Source organism: Microbacterium wangyouchuni (genome assembly GCF_054072595.1).
The window spans coordinates 1-17,378 of record NZ_JBSVRM010000011.1 but is presented as its reverse complement, the minus strand read 5'-3'; the positions used below and the strand labels follow the sequence as shown (position 1 = coordinate 17,378).

20 protein-coding genes and 1 tRNA gene are annotated in these 17,378 nt (G+C 63.4%); 12 read left to right on the top strand and 9 right to left on the bottom strand.

Translation table 11 applies throughout. The features are described 5' to 3' along the window. Positions 1-43: 43 nt before the first annotated feature. The 4 genes from ACW5CM_RS15635 to ACW5CM_RS15620 form a co-directional block, all read right to left on the bottom strand. Positions 44-949, bottom strand: coding sequence for a carbohydrate ABC transporter permease (locus ACW5CM_RS15635; RefSeq protein WP_438252473.1), 906 nt, complete (start codon positions 947-949; stop codon positions 44-46). Further along, positions 946-1,809: a carbohydrate ABC transporter permease gene (locus tag ACW5CM_RS15630; RefSeq protein WP_457125565.1), complete on the bottom strand. Its 864-nt coding sequence runs from the start codon at positions 1,807-1,809 to the stop codon at positions 946-948. Before ACW5CM_RS15630 ends, ACW5CM_RS15635 begins: the two co-directional genes overlap by 4 nt. A 79-nt stretch (positions 1,810-1,888) precedes the next feature. Further along, on the bottom strand, positions 1,889-2,908 hold the full coding sequence (locus tag ACW5CM_RS15625) for an ABC transporter ATP-binding protein (RefSeq protein ID WP_438252471.1): 1,020 nt from the start codon (positions 2,906-2,908) through the stop codon (positions 1,889-1,891). 189 nt (positions 2,909-3,097) lie between these two features. After that, on the bottom strand, positions 3,098-4,168 hold the full coding sequence (locus tag ACW5CM_RS15620) for a LacI family DNA-binding transcriptional regulator (protein WP_457125564.1): 1,071 nt from the start codon (positions 4,166-4,168) through the stop codon (positions 3,098-3,100). A 58-nt stretch (positions 4,169-4,226) separates the two neighbouring features. Here ACW5CM_RS15620 and ACW5CM_RS15615 point away from each other — a divergent pair, with 58 nt between their 5' ends. The 3 genes from ACW5CM_RS15615 (at position 4,227) to ACW5CM_RS15605 (ending at position 7,020) form a co-directional block, all read left to right on the top strand. Further along, on the top strand, positions 4,227-5,477 hold the full coding sequence (locus tag ACW5CM_RS15615; protein ID WP_457125563.1) for an MFS transporter: 1,251 nt from the start codon (positions 4,227-4,229) through the stop codon (positions 5,475-5,477). A gap of 9 nt (positions 5,478-5,486) precedes the next feature. Further along, the gene (gene nucS, locus ACW5CM_RS15610) at positions 5,487-6,182 is read left to right on the top strand and encodes an endonuclease NucS (protein WP_438252468.1); all 696 of its coding nucleotides are present in this window, start codon (positions 5,487-5,489) and stop codon (positions 6,180-6,182) included. A gap of 160 nt (positions 6,183-6,342) precedes the next feature. After that, positions 6,343-7,020: an HAD hydrolase-like protein gene (locus tag ACW5CM_RS15605; RefSeq protein WP_457125562.1), complete on the top strand. Its 678-nt coding sequence runs from the start codon at positions 6,343-6,345 to the stop codon at positions 7,018-7,020. A gap of 75 nt (positions 7,021-7,095) precedes the next feature. On the opposite strand, the gene ACW5CM_RS15600 is transcribed toward ACW5CM_RS15605, so the two are convergent. Both ACW5CM_RS15600 and ACW5CM_RS15595 read right to left on the bottom strand, forming a co-directional pair. Continuing rightward, positions 7,096-7,302 carry a cold-shock protein gene (locus tag ACW5CM_RS15600; protein ID WP_033105552.1) on the bottom strand — a complete coding sequence of 69 codons (207 nt, stop codon included), beginning with the start codon at positions 7,300-7,302 and terminating at the stop codon, positions 7,096-7,098. A gap of 667 nt (positions 7,303-7,969) precedes the next feature. Continuing rightward, positions 7,970-8,929, bottom strand: coding sequence for a GlxA family transcriptional regulator (locus tag ACW5CM_RS15595; protein WP_457125561.1), 960 nt, complete (start codon positions 8,927-8,929; stop codon positions 7,970-7,972). A 112-nt stretch (positions 8,930-9,041) separates the two neighbouring features. Here ACW5CM_RS15595 and ACW5CM_RS15590 point away from each other — a divergent pair, with 112 nt between their 5' ends. The 3 genes from ACW5CM_RS15590 (at position 9,042) to ACW5CM_RS15580 (ending at position 10,648) form a co-directional block, all read left to right on the top strand. Further along, positions 9,042-9,680 (top strand): HD domain-containing protein, encoded by a 639-nt coding sequence (locus ACW5CM_RS15590; protein ID WP_438252465.1) that lies wholly within the window; start codon positions 9,042-9,044, stop codon positions 9,678-9,680. A 134-nt stretch (positions 9,681-9,814) separates the two neighbouring features. After that, on the top strand, positions 9,815-9,988 hold the full coding sequence (locus ACW5CM_RS15585; RefSeq protein ID WP_438252464.1) for a CsbD family protein: 174 nt from the start codon (positions 9,815-9,817) through the stop codon (positions 9,986-9,988). Between the two features lie 192 nt (positions 9,989-10,180). Further along, complete coding sequence (locus ACW5CM_RS15580; protein WP_438252463.1) at positions 10,181-10,648, top strand: glutamate-cysteine ligase family protein; 468 nt, start codon at positions 10,181-10,183, stop codon at positions 10,646-10,648. On the opposite strand, the gene ACW5CM_RS15575 is transcribed toward ACW5CM_RS15580, so the two are convergent. Continuing rightward, positions 10,645-11,199, bottom strand: a complete 555-nt coding sequence (locus ACW5CM_RS15575) for a small multidrug efflux protein (protein WP_438252462.1) — start codon at positions 11,197-11,199, stop codon at positions 10,645-10,647. The genes ACW5CM_RS15580 and ACW5CM_RS15575 overlap by 4 nt on opposite strands. 145 nt (positions 11,200-11,344) lie before the next feature. Between ACW5CM_RS15575 and ACW5CM_RS15570 the strand changes: the two genes are divergently transcribed. The 3 genes from ACW5CM_RS15570 to ACW5CM_RS15560 are packed head-to-tail and all read left to right on the top strand — an operon-like array spanning position 11,345 to position 13,885. Then, positions 11,345-12,574, top strand: a complete 1,230-nt coding sequence (locus ACW5CM_RS15570) for a sensor histidine kinase (protein WP_457125560.1) — start codon at positions 11,345-11,347, stop codon at positions 12,572-12,574. Then, complete coding sequence (locus ACW5CM_RS15565) at positions 12,571-13,176, top strand: response regulator (protein WP_457125559.1); 606 nt, start codon at positions 12,571-12,573, stop codon at positions 13,174-13,176. The genes ACW5CM_RS15570 and ACW5CM_RS15565 overlap by 4 nt, the downstream gene beginning before the upstream one ends. Before the next feature lie 16 nt (positions 13,177-13,192). Beyond that, complete coding sequence (locus ACW5CM_RS15560) at positions 13,193-13,885, top strand: aspartate/glutamate racemase family protein (RefSeq protein ID WP_438252459.1); 693 nt, start codon at positions 13,193-13,195, stop codon at positions 13,883-13,885. Between the two features lie 8 nt (positions 13,886-13,893). On the opposite strand, the gene rarD is transcribed toward ACW5CM_RS15560, so the two are convergent. Continuing rightward, a complete protein-coding gene (rarD, locus tag ACW5CM_RS15555) occupies positions 13,894-14,775 on the bottom strand; it encodes an EamA family transporter RarD (protein WP_457125558.1) in 882 nt (293 codons plus the stop codon). A gap of 144 nt (positions 14,776-14,919) precedes the next feature. Here rarD and ACW5CM_RS15550 point away from each other — a divergent pair, with 144 nt between their 5' ends. The 3 genes from ACW5CM_RS15550 (at position 14,920) to ACW5CM_RS15540 (ending at position 16,976) form a co-directional block, all read left to right on the top strand. Beyond that, on the top strand, positions 14,920-15,165 hold the full coding sequence (locus ACW5CM_RS15550) for a hypothetical protein (protein ID WP_438252457.1): 246 nt from the start codon (positions 14,920-14,922) through the stop codon (positions 15,163-15,165). Continuing rightward, positions 15,162-16,124: an SRPBCC family protein gene (locus ACW5CM_RS15545; protein WP_457125557.1), complete on the top strand. Its 963-nt coding sequence runs from the start codon at positions 15,162-15,164 to the stop codon at positions 16,122-16,124. Before ACW5CM_RS15550 ends, ACW5CM_RS15545 begins: the two co-directional genes overlap by 4 nt. Positions 16,125-16,250: 126 nt before the next feature. Further along, positions 16,251-16,976, top strand: a complete 726-nt coding sequence (locus ACW5CM_RS15540) for a DUF1345 domain-containing protein (RefSeq protein ID WP_457125556.1) — start codon at positions 16,251-16,253, stop codon at positions 16,974-16,976. A 101-nt stretch (positions 16,977-17,077) separates the two neighbouring features. On the opposite strand, the gene ACW5CM_RS15535 is transcribed toward ACW5CM_RS15540, so the two are convergent. After that, a tRNA-Leu gene (locus ACW5CM_RS15535) sits at positions 17,078-17,160 on the bottom strand. Positions 17,161-17,378: the final 218 nt, after the last annotated feature.

Here is a 17,378-nt window from a genome sequence, read left to right as displayed (position 1 = left end):
GGAACAGGGATGTTTCAGGGAAAGGAATGGTTCAGGGGGACGATCATTTGATCCCGGAGTATGCGAAGGCACGGATGATGTGCTTCGCCGCGAAGAAGTAGATGATCAGAATCGGCACGACGAGGATGACGTTTCCGGCCATAATTACGTTCCACTGGCTGATGCCCTCGGTCTGGCGCAGCATCGCGATACCGATCGGCAACGGCCGCACATCCGCCGAGTCGGTCATCACCAGAGGCCAGAAGTAGTCGTTCCAATGGGAGACGAAACTGAACAGCACGACGGTTGCCAACGCGGGGATCGACATCGGGACCATGATGCGGAACATGATCCGCCATTCGCTGGCGTTGTCCAGACGCGCAGCCTCGATGATCTCCTTGGGCACCTGCATGAAGTACTGACGAAGCAGGAAGACGCCGAATGCGTTGGTCATCGCCGGCACGATCTGCGGTATCAGGGTCTGGATCAGGCCCCAGTCAGCCATCATCAGATATACCGGGATGAAGGTCACCTGGCCCGGGATCATGAACGCCAACAGGACCACGCCGAACAGGATCTTCTTGAACCGGAATTCGTACAGGGCGAAAGAATATGCCGCCGGGATCATGAGCGCCAACTGCAACACGATGATGCTGCCGGTGACCACAACCGAGTTGCGGAAGTACGTCAAGAAGGGGCCAGCGGTCATCGCATCGACATAGTTGCTGAACTGCGGCACCTCGGGAATCAGCGTCAAGGGGAACCGCATGGTCTCATCTGTTGTCTGCAGCGAAGTCGACAGCATCCAGAGGAAAGGTCCGATGAAACTCAACAGAAGAAGGATCTTGAGGATTACGGCGAGCACACGCCCGACAGCCGCCAGGACCGGCTTGCGCGGGGGAAGGATGACGTCGCGTTCGGGCTCCGCCGGCTGCGCGACGAGAACAGGTTCTTTGATGTCGATGCTCATTGGTAATGCACCTTCTTCGAGAGAACGCGGAAGTAGACCACGGTGAACACCGCCACGAGGAGCATGAGAACAATGCCGGACGCCGAGGCATAGCCGATGTTGCTCGAGCGGTTTTGGAAGATGTAGTAGGCGAGCGTCGTCGTGGAGTTGTTCGGACCGCCTCCGGTCATGATGTTCACGGTGTCGAAGACCTTTAACGCGCCAATGGTTGAAATGATCAGCATGAAGAACAGCTGCGGAGACAGCATCGGCAGCGTGATGCGGAAGAAGACTCGGAACACACCGGCGTTGTCGAGTGCGGCCGCTTCGTAGATCGTGGCGGGGATGGAGTGCAACGCGGCGAGCACGATGAGCGTGAAGTACCCGGTGCTGTGCCAGACAGAGACGATGATGATCGAGAGCATCGAGGTTTCCGAGCTCTGAAGCCACATCGAGGGCGGCAACCCGAGCGACTTGAGCACGGTGTTGATCAGCCCGAAGCTCGGCTCCATCATCAGCAGCCAGACCAGAGAGATCGACACGATCGAGATGATGTGGGGAGTAAAGATACCCGCCTGCACGAAGGAGTTGAACGCCCCGTGCTTCTTCAGGAACAGCGCACAGATGATCGCGAAGGCCAGAGTCAGCGTGACTGTGCCCAGGGTGTAAATCAGGGTGTTACCCAACGCGACGTAGAAATCGCCGCGAGAGAATATCTCCAGGTAATTGTCGAACCCGATGAACTCATTCATCGCCGGGTTGAGCAGGTTGTAGTCCTGCACGCTGAGAAGGCCCAGGTAGATGATGGGGTACAAGACGAACAAACCGACTCCGACGAGCACCGGCGCGACCATGAGATATGGCCGCAGGCGTGAGCCCACTGTCCTCGAACTCCTGATTCGCTTCGGCACTCTCCGGTTCGTCTGCTCCCGGTGCGCGGTTTTTTCCCTCACCACGTTCTCAGGCATGGATCCTCGCCGCATTGGATTCGATCCGGATGCCGTCCGTGCCGAACCGCACCAGGTTCGCGGCGGCCACTGCGAGGTTCACCTCTCGGTCGACGTCAAGACTCGAATCAGTCGACTTGACCATGAAGACTTGGTTCTGCGTGCGCACCTGGTAGACCGTCTCCGAACCGAGCATCTCGCGTGTCACGATGGTGCCCCGCGTCGAGAATTCCCCAGTCACGGGGCCGTAGGAAAGCAGGGCATCCTCGGGCCGGAAGCCGATGCGGATGCCGTCGGAATCGGCGTCGGCGACGTTCATCGGCGGGATCCCCATGAACTGCGCGGTGAAGACATTCGCCGGATGCCGGTACATCTCCTCAGGTGCGGCCTGCTGTTGCACCGCCCCCGCGTCCATCAACACGATCGTGTCTGCCATAGACATGGCCTCACCCTGATCGTGCGTGACGTAGACAAACGTGGTGCCGAGAAGTTTGTGCAGCTCGATGAGCTCCACGCGCATCTGGAATCGGAGCTTGGCATCCAGGTTCGACAGCGGCTCATCCATGAGGAAGACACCAGGCTTTTTGACCATCGCGCGGGCGAGCGCTACCCGCTGCCGCTGACCGCCGGAAAGTGTGCTCGGGCGGCGTTCGAGGTAGTCCGCGAGACCGACGGTCTCGCTGATGCTTTCAACAAGCTCGCGGCGTTCAGCGCGTCCGACTTTGTTGTTCTTCAAGCCGAATTCAATGTTGCCGCGAACGGTCATGGTCGGATAGATCGCGTAGTTCTGGAAGACCATCGCGATGTCCCGCTCACCTGGGCGAGTGTGCGTCGCGTCCCGCCCGTCGATCAGAAGCTGTCCCGAGGTTTGAGTCTCGAGTCCTGCGATCATCCGCAGAAGCGTGGTCTTGCCGCACCCGGACGGACCTACGAGAACCGTGAACGAGCCATCTTCGATTTTCAGATTCAGGTCATCGATGACCGTGTTGTCACCGAAACTCTTCGTAATCCTTCGAAACTCGATCGATCCCACGCGGCGTCCTCCACCCAGATTGCTGACCTGTACCTCTCTAGAGATACCTGTCGATCCGGCCGAAAGACGCTTCGTTTGAGCGAGATTGGCTGAGACGTCATCTTGCGTTTACTTATGAAGTTGTATTTTCACGTTGCGTTTAGTTTCGAATCTGCGAATAGAGCGCCCGGGAGACCCGAAAACGAAACGTTACGAAACTCGAGCGGGAGCCGCCGTCGTCGTGCCCGCGCGAAAGCGGCACGTGAAGTGCAACGATGCCGACGGCTCGTCGCGCAGCATCCGGGCGATCTGCTCTCCCGCTGCGCGCCCCTTCTCAAACGCGGGCTGCACCATGGTCGTGAGCACATGCTCGCCGATGCCGTCGACGCGGATACCGTCAAAACCGGCCACGCTCACATCTTCCGGAACGCGCAGGCCGAGCTCTTCGGCAGCACGGATGACGCCGGCAGCCAGCAGATCGCTTTGCGCCAGCACCGCCGTGGGACGCGACGCCGGATCAGCCAGCAGCGCACGCCCGGCGATCACACCCTCGTCGATCGAGCTGCCGGCAGCCGCGAACGCCGGCACGTCGGGATAGACATCACGGATGCCGTCGAAGCGGTCGATGCTGACCTCGACAGTGGCGTCATTCCACTGGTCGTCACTGATCGGTCCGCGGGCGGCTGTGCTGTTCAGCGGCAGGGTGACGGCGACGACGCGCTTGTGCCCGAGACCGTGCACATGGCGGGCTATTTCGGCTGCGGCCTCGCGGTTGTCCAGAGTGATTTGCGGCACTCCCTCCCCGGCGTCGCCCTCGATGACGACAACCGGAAGCCCGCGGCTTCGAACGACCTCCAGCGATTCCCGTGTTCGCCCCGAGCATCCGATCAGCACGACAGCATCCACCGGCGCGGTCGTCAGCGCGGGCGCGTGGGCGCCATCAACCTCGTCGCGCAGCAGAAGCAGACCCGCGCCCAGCGACGCGAGCGCATCGGTGAGGCCATCCATCATCGGAATCGTGACCGGATCAAGGAACGCCGCCCGCAACTGGCCCTCGAGAACGACGGCGACGATTCCGCTGCGCCCCATGCGCAGCGACGCCGCTCGCGGGTCGGGGCCGGCATAACCGAGAGCCGCCGCTGCGGCGAGCACACGCTCGCGGGTGGCATCCGAAACCTTGGTCTTGCCGCTGAACACGACCGACGCGGTCGACGTGGAGACTTCAGCGCGGCGAGCGACATCGGCAAGCGTTGCGCGTCGTGCGGCGGCATCGGCGGTCATGCATCGAGGATATCTCGAAATGCTCCCATCGATCGAATCGATTCGATACGCTCTTTTCATGGACTTTGCTCTCACCCGTTCGCAGTACGTTCGCTGGCGCAACGCGATCTTCGCGATCTTCCTCGCCAGCGGCACGTCGATCGCGACCTGGGCCTCGCGTGTGCCGGACATCAAGTCCGCGCTCGGCGTCGACAACGCGCAGATCGGCCTGCTCCTGCTCGGCATGGGCGTGGCCTCGATCCTCGGCATCTCGACCGGGCCCGCCGTGATGGCACGCATCGGCGCGCGGCGCGGGATGCTGGCGATGATGATCATGCTCGCGCTCGGTCTCGTCTTGATCGGCGTCGGCACGACCGTGTTCGCGTCATTCCCGCTCGTCACCATCGGTCTCGCCCTGTTCGGGTTCGGCAACGGATGCCTCGACATCATGATGAACGTCGAAGCCACCGCCATCGAGCAGGAGGCGGGCAAGACGATCCTGCCGCTGTTCCACGCATTCTTCAGTTTCGGCACCGTCATCGGCGCCGGTCTCGGCTGGGTGGCCACCACCTGGCACCTCGACGTCGCAACGCACGCACTCGTGGTCGCCGTAATCATCTTCATTGGCGCGTTCGCGTGTTTCGCCAATGTGCCCAACCGCGACGCCGGGCTCGATCCGGCCGAACCCGGCGACAAGCCGCACTGGCGTGAACGCATGCACCTGGCCCTGGCGGCGTGGCGCGAACCTCGCACCTACGCCCTCGGCGTCGTCATGCTCGGTATGTCCTTCGCTGAGGGCGGGGCGAACGACTGGCTCGCGCTCGGCGCTGCCGAAGACCACGGCGGGGGCACGGCGATCGGGGCCGCGGCACTGACCGTCTTCTCGGTGTGCATGACGGCAGTGCGGATCTTCGGCGGTCCTCTGGTGGACAGATTCGGACGCGTGCTCGTGCTGCGAGTTCTCGCTGTCGCCGCAGCCGCCGGCATCCTGCTGTTCATCCTGGCACCATCCCTCCCCCTCGTCTTCGTGGGAGCCGCGCTGTGGGGTGTCGGCGCCTCGCTCGGGTTCCCCCTGGGCATGTCAGCTGCTGCCGATGACCCGACGAAGGCTGCTGCGCGAGTGAGCGCAGCTGCGACGATCGGCTACGTGGCGTTCCTCGGCGGTCCCCCGATTCTGGGCCTGATCAGCGAGCACATCGGCCTGCTGAACACGCTGTTCATCCTGGTCGCGCTGGTCGTGGCATCCGGACTGTTCTCCGGGGCCGCGAAACCGCTCGCGCTGAACGCGAAGGCGGGCGCCGCAGCGCGCAATACCTCCAACGGCAGTTAGGCTCGTCGAGTGCGTCTCGTCATTGCTCGCTGCTCCGTGGATTACACCGGGCGGCTCAACGCCCACCTCCCCCTCGCCACACGACTGCTCGTGCACAAGGGGGACGGGAGTCTGCTGGTGCACTCCGACGGCGGCAGCTACAAACCGCTGAACTGGATGAGCCCGCCGTGCACCCTCGCCACCGAAGATCCGACCGAGGCTGAGGGCAGCGCTGGCGTGCTCGAGGTGTGGCGCGTCACCCACAAGAAGACCGGCGATGCGCTGCGCGTGCAGATCTACGAGGTGCTGCACGACTCGGCGCATGAGCTCGGTATCGATCCCGGTCTGCAGAAGGACGGCGTGGAGGCCGACCTGCAGCGTCTGCTCGCCGAGCAGGTCGAACTTGTCAGCGAGGGCGCAACACTGGTGCGGCGCGAGTATCCGACGGCGATCGGTCCGGTGGATCTGATGGTCCGGGATGCCGACGGCGCTGCCATCGCGGTCGAGATCAAGCGCCGCGGGGACATCGACGGCGTCGAGCAGCTCACACGTTATCTCGAGCTCCTCGGGCGCGATCCGCACCTGGCTCCTATCACCGGCGTGTTCGCAGCCCAGGAGATCAAGCCGCAGGCTCGGGTGCTCGCTGAAGACCGTGGCATCCGCTGCCTCGTCCTCGATTATGACGAGATGAAGGGCATCGACTCGGGCGTTCCGCGCCTTTTCTGACCTCGTCGCCGTTCATAACTCCTGAAAAACACCCCGGGTAGCGGGCATCAGGGGGTGTTCTGCCCCGATCCGGCCTATTCTTCAGGAGTTGTGCACCGAGCGAGTGGGCACCCAGCACCGGGCGGGCGGGCGGCCGACGGCCCGGCCATAGGCTGGATGCATGCTTCTCTCTCCCTACACCTGCGTGCTCTGGGACGTCGACGGCACGATCGCCGACGCGACTCCCGGCATCTTCCCGCGGCTGCTCGAAGTGCTCGCCTCCTTCGGCGTCGCAGCACCCGATTCGGCCGCGATGCCCCGCTGGGTCGGTCCGCCGCTGTACGAATCGTTCCAGAACCTCGCCGGGCTCACCCCGGACCAGGCCGATGACGCGCTCGTCCGCTACCGCGAGCTGGCCGCACGCGACGGGTATGCGGCATCCGTCGATATCTACCCGGGCATCCCCGACGTGATTCGCGCGGTCGCGGCCGCCGGCATCCCGCAGGCCACGGCGAGCACGAAGCCCGAGAACCAGGTGCGGGCGATCCTTGACCATTACAACCTGAGCGACCTGTTCACCGCGATCTCCGGTGCGCGAAGCGGCACTGTGGGCCGCAACGACGGCAAGGCCGACGTCATCCGCTGGGCTCTGGAGCGACTGCAGGAAGCTGGCGCCGACACCTCGAAGCCGGTACTCATCGGCGACCGGCACCACGATGTCGAGGGCGCAGCCGAGTTCGGCATCCCCGTCATCTTCTCCGAGTGGGGCTTCGGCGACTCAGCCGAAGGTGATCCCGCAGCATTCCGCGCCGCCGACCCGGCCGCTTTGCAGCCACTGCTTCTGCACGAGAGCCTCTAACACCCGAGAAAGCACAACACTCCCCGTCGAGCCACGCTGGTGGCGCGCTCGATCGGGGAGTGTTGTGCTCGGCCCTCAGATGGGGCGGATGTTCTCGGCCTGCAGGCCCTTGGGGCCCTGCGCCACCTCGAACTCGACGCGCTGGTTCTCGTCGAGTGAGCGGTAGCCGCTTGCTTCAATGGCGGAGTAGTGCGCGAAGACGTCAGCGCCGCCGTCATCGGGGGAGATAAAGCCGAAGCCCTTCTCCGAGTTGAACCACTTAACCGTGCCTTGGGTACTCATGTACTGCCGTTCTTCTGGAATGTCGTCGACGCAGGGTGCCCCGACGTTGCCCACATTATCTGCGCAGGACCCGAGGGGAATAGCTCGGCCCGGATGGTAATCCAAATGTTGCATGAGCGGACTTGCGCACAGGCTCCGGAACCGAAAATAAACGGCCCTCATCGCGGGGGGAGCGATGAGGGCCAAAGACGACCGGAGGGGTGCGTCAGAAACACCCTAGCGGGAAAAACTCACTCTTGTCCCCCATTTGGGGGACAAATCGCCAAAAACGTGGGAAGATTTTCCCAGAACGGTTCTCTCGAGCAGCCCATTGGGGACTGAACTGCTCGAGAGAACCTCATCGCATGCGTTGATCGTTCGGGTGTGGGGACGAACCAAACCGTCAACTGGGGATGACGGTGACGATCAGACCCCGTGCGCATGCACCTTCACAGTAGGGGAGGATGTGCGACTCGTCGACGAGGTTCTCGGCAATGCGAGTCCAGCGAAGGTGGGGAACTGATCCCGCAGGGATCGCAGGTTCGGGAAGGGGTGGGACGCACAGCACGGATCTAGATCCGGCGCCTCGCCCCTCCCCGGCGAGCAGCGTGAAGTCGGCGCCGTCGAACATCGCTCAAACGTGGAGACTGCCCGCTTCCCCGGAGCGAGCGCGGGGCGCTGAGGTCGACTAACTGCGGCCGGTGGTGGCGAAGCGCTGCTGATACTGGCTGGGCGGAACCCCCGTGTGCGCGACGAACAGTCGCCGCATCGTTTCCGGGTTGTGAAATCCCGTCCGCCGAGCAGTGGTATCCACAGACTCTCCGCTCAGCAGAAGCCCCTTTGCGTGTTCCAGGCGCGTCTGTTCCACGAACTCTGTCGGCGTCATATCCAGTTCTGTACGGAATAGGCGTGCCAGATGTCGCGCACTCACCCCCGCGATGCGCGCGAGTTCATCGAGTCCACGCGCTGCGTCCGGATGTGCCGTGACGTTATCGACGACTCGCCGCACGTTCTCCTGACTGCTGCGAGAGTGAGCAAGCATCGCCGAGTACTGCGACTGGCCGCCGGGACGCTGCATGTACACGACCAGATGACGAGCCACATCGCGGGCCAGGTCTACGCCATGATCGGACTCGATCAGAGCGAGAGCGAGGTCGATTCCTGACGTGACACCCGCAGAGGTGAAGAGGGCACCATCACGCACGAATATCGCATCAGGATCGACTTCGATCGTCGGGTAGATGCGAGCGAGAAGATCGGCATGCGCCCAATGCGTCGTCGCCCGCTTCCCGGCCAGCGCTCCCGTCGCGGCGAGCAGAAAAGTGCCCGTGCACACCGAGGCAACCCGAGCGCTGACGCGGACAATATGCCTGGTGGCAGACAGCACACCAGGCGGAATGGGTTCCGTCGGAACCGCGTCACCACCAGGGATCACGACGATGTCGGCTCGGCTCACCTCTGATGCGGCGCTGTCTGCCGCAAACGTTGACCCGATCGACGTTCGTGCAGACGCACCTGTGGCCGAGACATAACGAAGTCGGTAGTCGGCTCCGAATCGTGATGCCTCCGTGAACACCTCTGCGGGGCCAGCGATATCGAGGTGCTTCACCCCGTCGAAGATGAGAAATACAACCTCGCGAGTGGACATATCCCACTATGTCCATATTCGAGGGGTAGTTGTCAATTCAGACACTCACACTCTCGGGGCATATGTTCGAGACTGGTCAGACTCGGCAAGACTGACCACCAGGAGCCACACCATGACCGAAACCATCGCCGGCATCCAGATTCCCGACACGGCGCTAGTGCGTGACATCACCGACTATGTGCGCGAGCACGAGAACGACCTGCTGTTTCACCATTCCCGCCGCGTGTTCCTTTTCGGCGCGCTCATGGGGGAGCAGCGCGGTCTTGACGTCGATCTCGAACTCCTCTACGCCGGAGCGATGTTCCATGACCTCGGCCTCACCGATGCGTACTCGTCATCGCAACTGCGGTTCGAGGTTGACGGGGCAAATGCGGCCCGCGATTTCCTCACCGATCGCGGTGTGGACGAAGAAAGTGCCGCATCCGTGTGGACAGCCGTTGCCCTCCACACCACGCCCGGCGTTCCCGAATTCATGGCACCGGAGATCTCGCTTCTCACCGCAGGAGTCGAAACCGACGTGCTGGGCATTTGGTACCACTCCGTCAGCGAAGCACACCGTGTTGAAGTAACTCAGGCCCATCCCCGTCCGGACTTCAAGAATCAGATTCTTGCGGCGTTCACACAGGGAAACCTTCACCGCCCCGACAGCACTTTCGGCAACGTGAACGCTGATGTGCTGGCACATTTCATGCCCGACTACGAACGCACTGACTTCGTCGAGATCATCCGAAACAACCCGTGGACTGAGTGACCGTGTTTCTCTGCCCGTCACACTGAGGCCCCATGGCTTTTAGTCGCCCGCATCCATCCCGTCAACCCCGTCGCCACAATTTCGCGTCGGTGTGAGAGTCGGTTGTACAGATCCCCGACGAAAGGAACGGATCAATGGGTATTGGAGACAAGGCCAAGCACGCCGCAGAAGACATGGCCGGCCACATGAAGGAAGCCGCCGGCAAGCTCACCGACAACGAGAAGCTCGAAGCCGAGGGTAAGGCCGATCAGGCCAAGGCCGACCTGAAGAAGGCTGGCGACGATGTCAAGGACGCCTTCAAGAACTGACGGCGTCGGCACCGACTGAATCCGGAACCATCGCATGACGCGTTTCGGTATCGAGGAGGAGTTCATGCTCCTCGACGAGGACACCCTCGTTCCCGTTCCGCTGGGCAGCGCCGCACGCACGGCTTTGCCCAGCGGCTCCGGCGAGGTGATGAAGGAGTTCTCACCTCACAGATCGAGGTCGCCACATCCCCCGTGTCAACGCTCGCGGACGCCGGGCGAGAATTGCGCGCGTTCCGGGAGGGCCTGCACGCCTTCGCTCACCGCCACGCTGCGGTCGCAATCGGCAGTGATCCGCGCGCGCAGGGCACCGATTCGATCCAGGCCTCGCTGTGGGCCGCCTCGCGTGATGGTCTGGATGCCACACTCATCGATCCGGAGACCGACGCCCTGGCATCCGCTCGCGACCTCGCCGCACTGTTGCTGCGCACGATCACACCGGCATTGGAAGAAAGCGGTGATCTCGCGTTCGTGCAGGAACATCTTGACCGCGTTGTGCGCTCCGGGAACGGAGCGCAGCGCCAGCGCACCGCCTACGCCGAGAACGGAATCGCCGGCCTGCGTTCGCTGGGCTGCGCGGTGGCGCTGCCCGGCGAGACGGAGGCCGGCGAGACGATGACAGGGATGCCCGGGACAGGGGTGCCGGGGGAGTGGAACGCTTAGGCGACCGCGGAGACAACGCCGCTGATGAGCACGGCGAGGATGGTCGTCCAGCCGATGATGGCGACGGCCTGCCAGATGAGGATGCGGACCTTGCCGATACCGATGGCGGCAAGCATGGTCGCGGTGAACTGTGTGGGCAGCAGCAGCGGGCCGAGCAGGCTCACGCCGGGAACGCCGTAGCGCTCGAGTGCACCCTGGAACTTCTGGCGGCGCGCTGCCTTGCGTGCGCTCTCGTCTTCGACCGCAGCATCCACGATCTCTTCCACACCGGCGTCAGCGGCGTTCCCACTGGCGAGCACCCGAGCGCGCTTTCGGTTGACGACTGCGGTCCGTGCGCTGGAGCTGACGAGAACCAGGATCGCGACGCAGGCGAAGTTTCCGGCGATGGCGGCGATCGCGGCGACAACCGGGTTGATCCCACCGAGGATGCCGATCGAGACTGCGCCTTCGCCCTCGATGAAGGGGATTGCTCCGGCGAGCGCGACGATGAGCGGCTGCACCAGCTCGGGCACTTGGGCGACCAGGTTCTGGAAAGTCTCGATGAGGTTCATGGCGGCTCCTGTCGTTATGCACCGGATGTCGGTGTAAGACAATCTCATCGCGTTTCGCCTCTGGCGATAAGTGTCTGTCTGTCACCTCTGTCCGGGTGGTTTGCACGTGGACGGGTGACAATTGTCACGGCCATAGGCTGGGAGCATGAGCAGTATGTCACCCGCCGAATCGGAGGGTCTTTCGGCCACGGCCACGGCCGGGCCGCATCGCATCGCCCGGAGCATCTCCGCCACCTGGTGGTACACGGTTTCTGCCCTGATGGTATTCCAGTTCATGGTCGTGCTGATCTGGTTCGGCGTCCAGTCCAGCACCGACGCCACGCCTGCCGCCCTGGCGATAGTCGGCGTCGGTGGCCTGCTCTGGTGTGCGAGCTGTGTCGCACTACTGCTGCAGTATCGGCACCGTGACGATACCGCTGGTGCCGTTGCCGGGTGGCGAGGAATCATCGTGCCTCTCGCCGTGTCAGCTGCGGTCGGCGTCGGAGCAGGGCTCGCCAGCGGACTGTGGATCATCGGAGCGCTCCCCCTGGTGCAGGCACTGATGCTGCTGAATTGGCCACGCGGTGTACGCCTGCGGCTCGTGATCGTTGCGATGGCACTGATGACGGGTGCGATGTTCGTCGACCTGCGCATGACTGACACCGCAGACGAGGCAACGGCGCGGAACTGGTGGATGCTCGGTTTCTTCTCGATTCTGCTGCCCGCCATGACGGTGACGTCGCTGTGGTGGTGGGACGTGCTCGCCACGCTCGACCGGGCTCGAGCCGCGGAGTCGAGGCTCGGGGCCACTCAGGAGCGTCTGCGGGTGGCGACAGACGTGCATGACTTGCAGGGGCATCATCTGCAGGTGATCGCTTTGCAGCTCGAGCTTTCCGAGCGCCTTTTGGAGAAGGACCCGGATGCTGCGCTCGATCAGATCCGGCTCGCCCGTGCCAGCGTCGCTGAAGCACGACAGGGCACACGCGATCTGGCCATGCGCTTTCGCGGTGTTCCGCTGCGCGATGAGATCGCCAATGCCGTGGATCTGTTGCGGGCTGCGGGCACGACTGCCGACGCCGAGGTGGATCCGGACTCCGATCACGCACCGGCATCCGTTCTCGGACCGATCATCCGCGAGACCACGACCAATGCTCTCCGGCACGGCGGCGGCAAGTGGGCGCATCTGTCGTTGACGCGCGACGGGTCTCGGTGGCGCTACGAGATCGCGAACGATTCCGCATCCGATACGACCCCCAGCAGCGACGGATCGGGGCTGGAAGGTATCAGTCGTCGTGTCGCCGAAGTCGGTGGTTCAGCACAGGTGCATCGCGGCAAGCACGAGTTCTCGATCGTGGTGCTGGTTCCCAGCGAGACGACAGCGGGGGAGAAGCGATGATCCAGGTTCTGATCGCGGATGACGAGGCGATGATCCGCTCGGCACTGGCGGCACTGCTGCGCTTGGAAGACGATATCGACGTAGTCGCCGAGTGCGCTGATGGTGAGCAGGCGGTCGTCATGGCTGAGAAGCTGCAGCCCGATATCTGCCTGCTCGATCTGGATATGCCAGGACTGGACGGTGTCGAGGTAGCCGAACGGCTGCGCCGCACACTGCCGGCAACGCGCTGTGTGGTGGTGACGCGTCATGCCCGACCCGGCGTGCTTCGGCGAGCGCTGGCATCCGGAGTCGCCGGCTTTTTACCGAAGTCTCGCGGAGCCGACGAGGTCGCCGAGGTCATTCGCCGGGTCGCCGCCGGCGCCCGCTATGTCGATCCCGAGGTGGCAGCCGACGCGCTGAGCGATGAACGCAGCCCCCTGACCGATCGTGAGCTCGACGTGCTCAGAGCGGGGCGACGCGGCGAGACGACGAGTCAGATCGCCCGCACGCTGATGCTTGCGCCCGGCACCGTACGCAATCACATCTCGACCATGCTCGCGAAGCTGCATGTCGCCACTCGCCAGCAGGCAGTGCTGATGGCCGAAGAGCGCGGCTGGATCTGACTCGAAAGGTAATGCCATGAAGATGATCGGTGTGCTCGGCGGGATGAGCTGGGAATCGTCGCTGGAGTGGTATCGCCTCGCGAACGAGCGCGTCAGGGATCGACTGGGCGGGCACCATTCCGCCCGAATTCTGCTGGATTCGCTGGACTTCGCGGAGATCGAGGCGATGCAGGCGCGAGGCGACTGGGATGCCGCCGCACAACTGCTCGCCGGGCGCGCCCGGGCCCTCGAAGACGCGGGAGCCGAGTTGCTGGTGCTGTGCACCAACACCATGCATCTCGTGGCAGAACAGATACAGGATGCCGTCAGCATCCCGTTCCTGCACATCGTCGACGTCACGGCCGAGGCGATCCGCCCCTCCGGTGTGCGAACCGTCGGGTTGCTGGGCACGGCTTTCACCATGGAGCGGCCGTTCTACGCGGATCGACTCGGTGCTCACGGCATCCGCACGATCGTCCCGGACGCAGCAGGGCGACGGGTAGTGCACGACGTGATCTACGACGAACTCGTGCACGGCGTCGTCCGGGAGGAATCCCGGCAGCGCTACCAGCGCGTCATGGAAGATCTCGTCGACCGCGGTGCCGAGGGGATCATTTTGGGCTGTACAGAGATCGAGCTGCTCATCGGCCCCGACGATGCGGCAGTGCCGGTCTATCCCACGACCTCGCTACACGTCGACGCCGCGCTCACCGCCGCATTGGGTGGCTGATGCTGAGCTCACAGCGGCGGCTCTTCGATGTGTCGGCGCGAGCGGCCGCGGCGATGGCGTCCGCTGATGCCGAGCAGCACGAGGGCGATGACGATGGGGATGTACACGAACGCATCGTTCGTCGTGAATGTCTCACCCAGCAGAAGCGCCGCGCCGAGTAGCAGCACCGGTTCGAGGTAGGACAGCAGGCCGAACAGGGACAGCGGCAGCAGGCGTGAGGCGAGGATGTAGCAGGTCATCGCGACTCCGCTCAGCGCTGCCATCAGCAGCAGCGACGGCCAGGTATCCGGGATGCTGCGCGAGAGGTCGGATGCGTAGGAGACGACGATCACGACAACTGCGGGCACGCTGAGCACGATGATCTCGATCAGGAAGACCTGCATCGAATCGAGCCCTGTCCAGCGGCGGAGGGCGAAGTAGATCGGATAGAGGCCGGCGATGATCATGGCCGGCCAGTTCACGCCGCCGGCGATCAGCAGCTGCACGAGCACGCCCACCCCGGCGGCCGCCACCGCGCACCACTGCATCCTGTTCAACCGGTCGTGGAAGAACACCCGCCCGACGACGACCATCACCAGGGGCAGCAGGAAGTATCCGAAGGCGATGTCCTGCGCATGCCCGTTGGCGGGCCCCCACATGAATACCCACAACTGCACCCACATGATGGCGCTGTTGACGAGAACGATCAGCAGCAGCTTCGGGCTGCGCGTGATGCGCTTCATGACTGCTTTGAGCAGGCCGCGCGCCCGGGCTGATGCATTCACCGCGAGGAGTGAAATGAGGACGAACAGCACACGCCAGGCCGTCGTCTCCTCGGGCGCGAAACCGTCGAGATGGCCGCCCAGCACGCTGATCACACCGAAAAGAACGGATGCCAGAAGTGATGCCACGACCCCGCGTCCAGCGGTCTGGGAAAGTGCGGAACGCGAAATGAGGGACTCCGTGAGATCAGGGGAGGGGTACTGCAAATCTAGTCGCCCGAGATGTAGCAACCTGAGTTGACAGGGCCCATCTAAGCAACATAGGTTGACACTATGGAATCCACGACAATCGCGGACATCGCCGCCGACCTCAGCGATCCCCGGGCAGGCCTTCGCGCGGTGTCATCATTGCGCGTTCTCGCCGATGTTCTCGAGCTCAAGCAGGTGGAGGCCGCGCTGCGGTCGGGCCTGAGCTGGCAGGAGGTCGCCGACGCCCTCGGGGTGAGCAGGCAAGCGGTGCACAAGAAGCACGCCAAGCGCATCGACCCGACCATCCCCGTCCCGAGGAGAACCTCATGAGCCGCTTTCTGACCGCCGCCGCGACCATGCAGACACTGAGTGCGACCGCCATGGAAGAGGCGTCCCGTGAGGGTCGCCGCGAAGCAGATCTCGAACACCTTCTGTTCGCACTGCTGCTCAGTGAGCAGAAGGCCGGTCAGGTGCTGCGCGGGCTGGGAATCACACTGGATGCCGCGCGAGACGCCGCCCGACAGCAGCACGCCGCTCAGCTGCAGTCACTCGGCGTCTCGATCGAGCAGAACGAACCGGGTCGCATCACGTTCCACGAGACCGAGGGCTACGAATGGAGCGAGCGAGCGCTGGGGGTCATGACCCGCGCGGGTGACGGTCGGCGCGCCGGAGATGCTGCGGCGATTCTGCGCGAGCTGCTGACCGAGCCGAGCGGGCTGATCACCGGAATCCTCGAACGAGTCGGGACGACACCCGCCGCCGTGACTGAACGGCTCGATGATGCCGAACGGATTCCGCAGCATCCGACTTCCTCGAAGAGCACCGTACAAGGAAGATTCGAGGTTTTCGTCCCTGCCGCTATCGCTGATGTCTGGGAACTCGTGTCGGATGCTGAGCGGATGCCGGAGTGGGAACCGCAGGCCGGAACCGTCGAGGTCGAGACCGCCGACTCCTGGATCGTCCACTCACGCACCGAGTACCCCGATGGCAAGCCCGCCAAGGTAAAGGAGCCGTTTCGGCGGCGGCGAGTCACGCGGGCCGAGGCGCTGGAGCCGACCTCAGTGGTCTGGTCGTTCGTGTTTCCCGACGCCGCGCACCCCAATCTCCGCACAGTGTGGATTGAACTCTCGCCCGCAGCAGGCGGCACGCAGGTGACTCTCACGTCATCCTGGCAGCGTCGCGGCGGCTGGCGCCGCATCGTCGGATTCCTGCTGAGCCCGCTGCAGCGCTTCTTCGTGTGGCTGCAGCTGTTTCAGACCGGCGGCGCCATCAGCCGGGTGTTTCGCTGATCAACGGGCGCCGCCGATGCGCTCATTGACGAACGAAGCCTCCTCACCGAGCGCGAGCTCGACAGGCAGTGCTGGCGGCCGAGGAGCGCGGCTGGATCTGAGAGTCGTCGCCATAGGATGAGCGACATGCGCGCTGTCTCGAAACTTCCCTCACCGTTGACAACGCGCCGCGCTCGGTTCTTGTCGAGCCTCAGTATCGCCGGAGAGATCTTCGGTCTCCTCGTGCAACTGACTCTCGTGTACATCGGTATCGACCTGTCCTTGTCGACGGATGGGGACCTCGACGTCTTCGTCGTGTTGTTGTGGTGCGCCCTGGCGACGCTATACCTGGTGGTCACCATCATCGGGCTGAACGTACTCGTACGGTCAGATCGCGCAGAGCCGCCCGCAACACGCAAGCTCATCATGCACCCATTGACCCGGCTGCTTTCTACACTTCTCACCTTCGGCGCGAGCGCGCTCGGTTTGCGCGAAGCAACCGCGCTGATCGTCAACATCGGTCAGGAAGTGGTCGATCCGATCGTTGAGATCAGTGCGATCTGGACGATGCTGCTCTCCTGGGCAATCTTCAACTGGGGCTTCGCGCGCATCTACTACTCGCGCTACCACCGTGCACCCGAGCCGCCCCTGATGTTTCCCGGCACGGCTGAGCCGCGCCTCAGCGACTTCGTCTACTTCTCATTCACGAACGCGACAACCTTCGGCACGTCAGATGTGCAGGTCATGAGCTCTCGGATGCGCTGGACCGTCATTTGGCACACCACGCTCGCGTTCTTCTTCAATGCGCTCATCATCGCGCTGTCGATGAACGTGATCTCCAAGGGTGACCTCTTCAGCCGGATACTGTCCTAGCTGTTCGACGTATCTCAACGAACCAGGCACGCGGCCCCGGCATCCAGAAACGAAAAGGCCCGGCTCCTAAAAGGAACCGGGCCAGTCGTATTTCATTCGCGTGCGCGAGGGGGGACTTGAACCCCCACGTCCATAAGGACACTGGCACCTGAAGCCAGCGCGTCTACCATTCCGCCACTCGCGCGAGCGTCTTGCTCCGAAGAACTCAACTTCACAACAATATCACGCGATTTCCTTTGCTCCGAACCATAGCGGCGGCCACCAGCATCCACCCGTCAGACCGCGAGAAACACCCTGCTGCATGAGAAACGTGCTGCCACGCCCTGTCTCGTGTGTGATGTCTCAGGTCTTCGGTGACGGTTCTTGTCTCAGAACATTGGTGACGGTTTCTGTCTCAGGAGA

Excerpts from the sequence above, each read along its gene's own strand:
- ACW5CM_RS15570 (WP_457125560.1), top strand. The coding sequence starts at position 11,345 with ATGAGCAGTATGTCACCCGCCGAATCGGAGGGTCTTTCGGCCACGGCC.
- ACW5CM_RS15540 (WP_457125556.1), top strand. The coding sequence starts at position 16,251 with ATGCGCGCTGTCTCGAAACTTCCCTCACCGTTGACAACGCGCCGCGCT.
- ACW5CM_RS15560 (WP_438252459.1), top strand. The coding sequence starts at position 13,193 with ATGAAGATGATCGGTGTGCTCGGCGGGATGAGCTGGGAATCGTCGCTG.
- ACW5CM_RS15575 (WP_438252462.1), bottom strand. The coding sequence starts at position 11,199 with ATGAACCTCATCGAGACTTTCCAGAACCTGGTCGCCCAAGTGCCCGAG.
- ACW5CM_RS15600 (WP_033105552.1), bottom strand. The coding sequence starts at position 7,302 with ATGAGTACCCAAGGCACGGTTAAGTGGTTCAACTCGGAGAAGGGCTTC.
- ACW5CM_RS15595 (WP_457125561.1), bottom strand. The coding sequence starts at position 8,929 with ATGTCCACTCGCGAGGTTGTATTTCTCATCTTCGACGGGGTGAAGCAC.
- ACW5CM_RS15585 (WP_438252464.1), top strand. The coding sequence starts at position 9,815 with ATGGGTATTGGAGACAAGGCCAAGCACGCCGCAGAAGACATGGCCGGC.
- ACW5CM_RS15605 (WP_457125562.1), top strand. The coding sequence starts at position 6,343 with ATGCTTCTCTCTCCCTACACCTGCGTGCTCTGGGACGTCGACGGCACG.
- ACW5CM_RS15620 (WP_457125564.1), bottom strand. The coding sequence starts at position 4,168 with ATGACCGCCGATGCCGCCGCACGACGCGCAACGCTTGCCGATGTCGCT.
- ACW5CM_RS15590 (WP_438252465.1), top strand. The coding sequence starts at position 9,042 with ATGACCGAAACCATCGCCGGCATCCAGATTCCCGACACGGCGCTAGTG.
- ACW5CM_RS15635 (WP_438252473.1), bottom strand. The coding sequence starts at position 949 with ATGAGCATCGACATCAAAGAACCTGTTCTCGTCGCGCAGCCGGCGGAG.
- ACW5CM_RS15615 (WP_457125563.1), top strand. The coding sequence starts at position 4,227 with ATGGACTTTGCTCTCACCCGTTCGCAGTACGTTCGCTGGCGCAACGCG.
- ACW5CM_RS15550 (WP_438252457.1), top strand. The coding sequence starts at position 14,920 with ATGGAATCCACGACAATCGCGGACATCGCCGCCGACCTCAGCGATCCC.
- ACW5CM_RS15565 (WP_457125559.1), top strand. The coding sequence starts at position 12,571 with ATGATCCAGGTTCTGATCGCGGATGACGAGGCGATGATCCGCTCGGCA.
- ACW5CM_RS15545 (WP_457125557.1), top strand. The coding sequence starts at position 15,162 with ATGAGCCGCTTTCTGACCGCCGCCGCGACCATGCAGACACTGAGTGCG.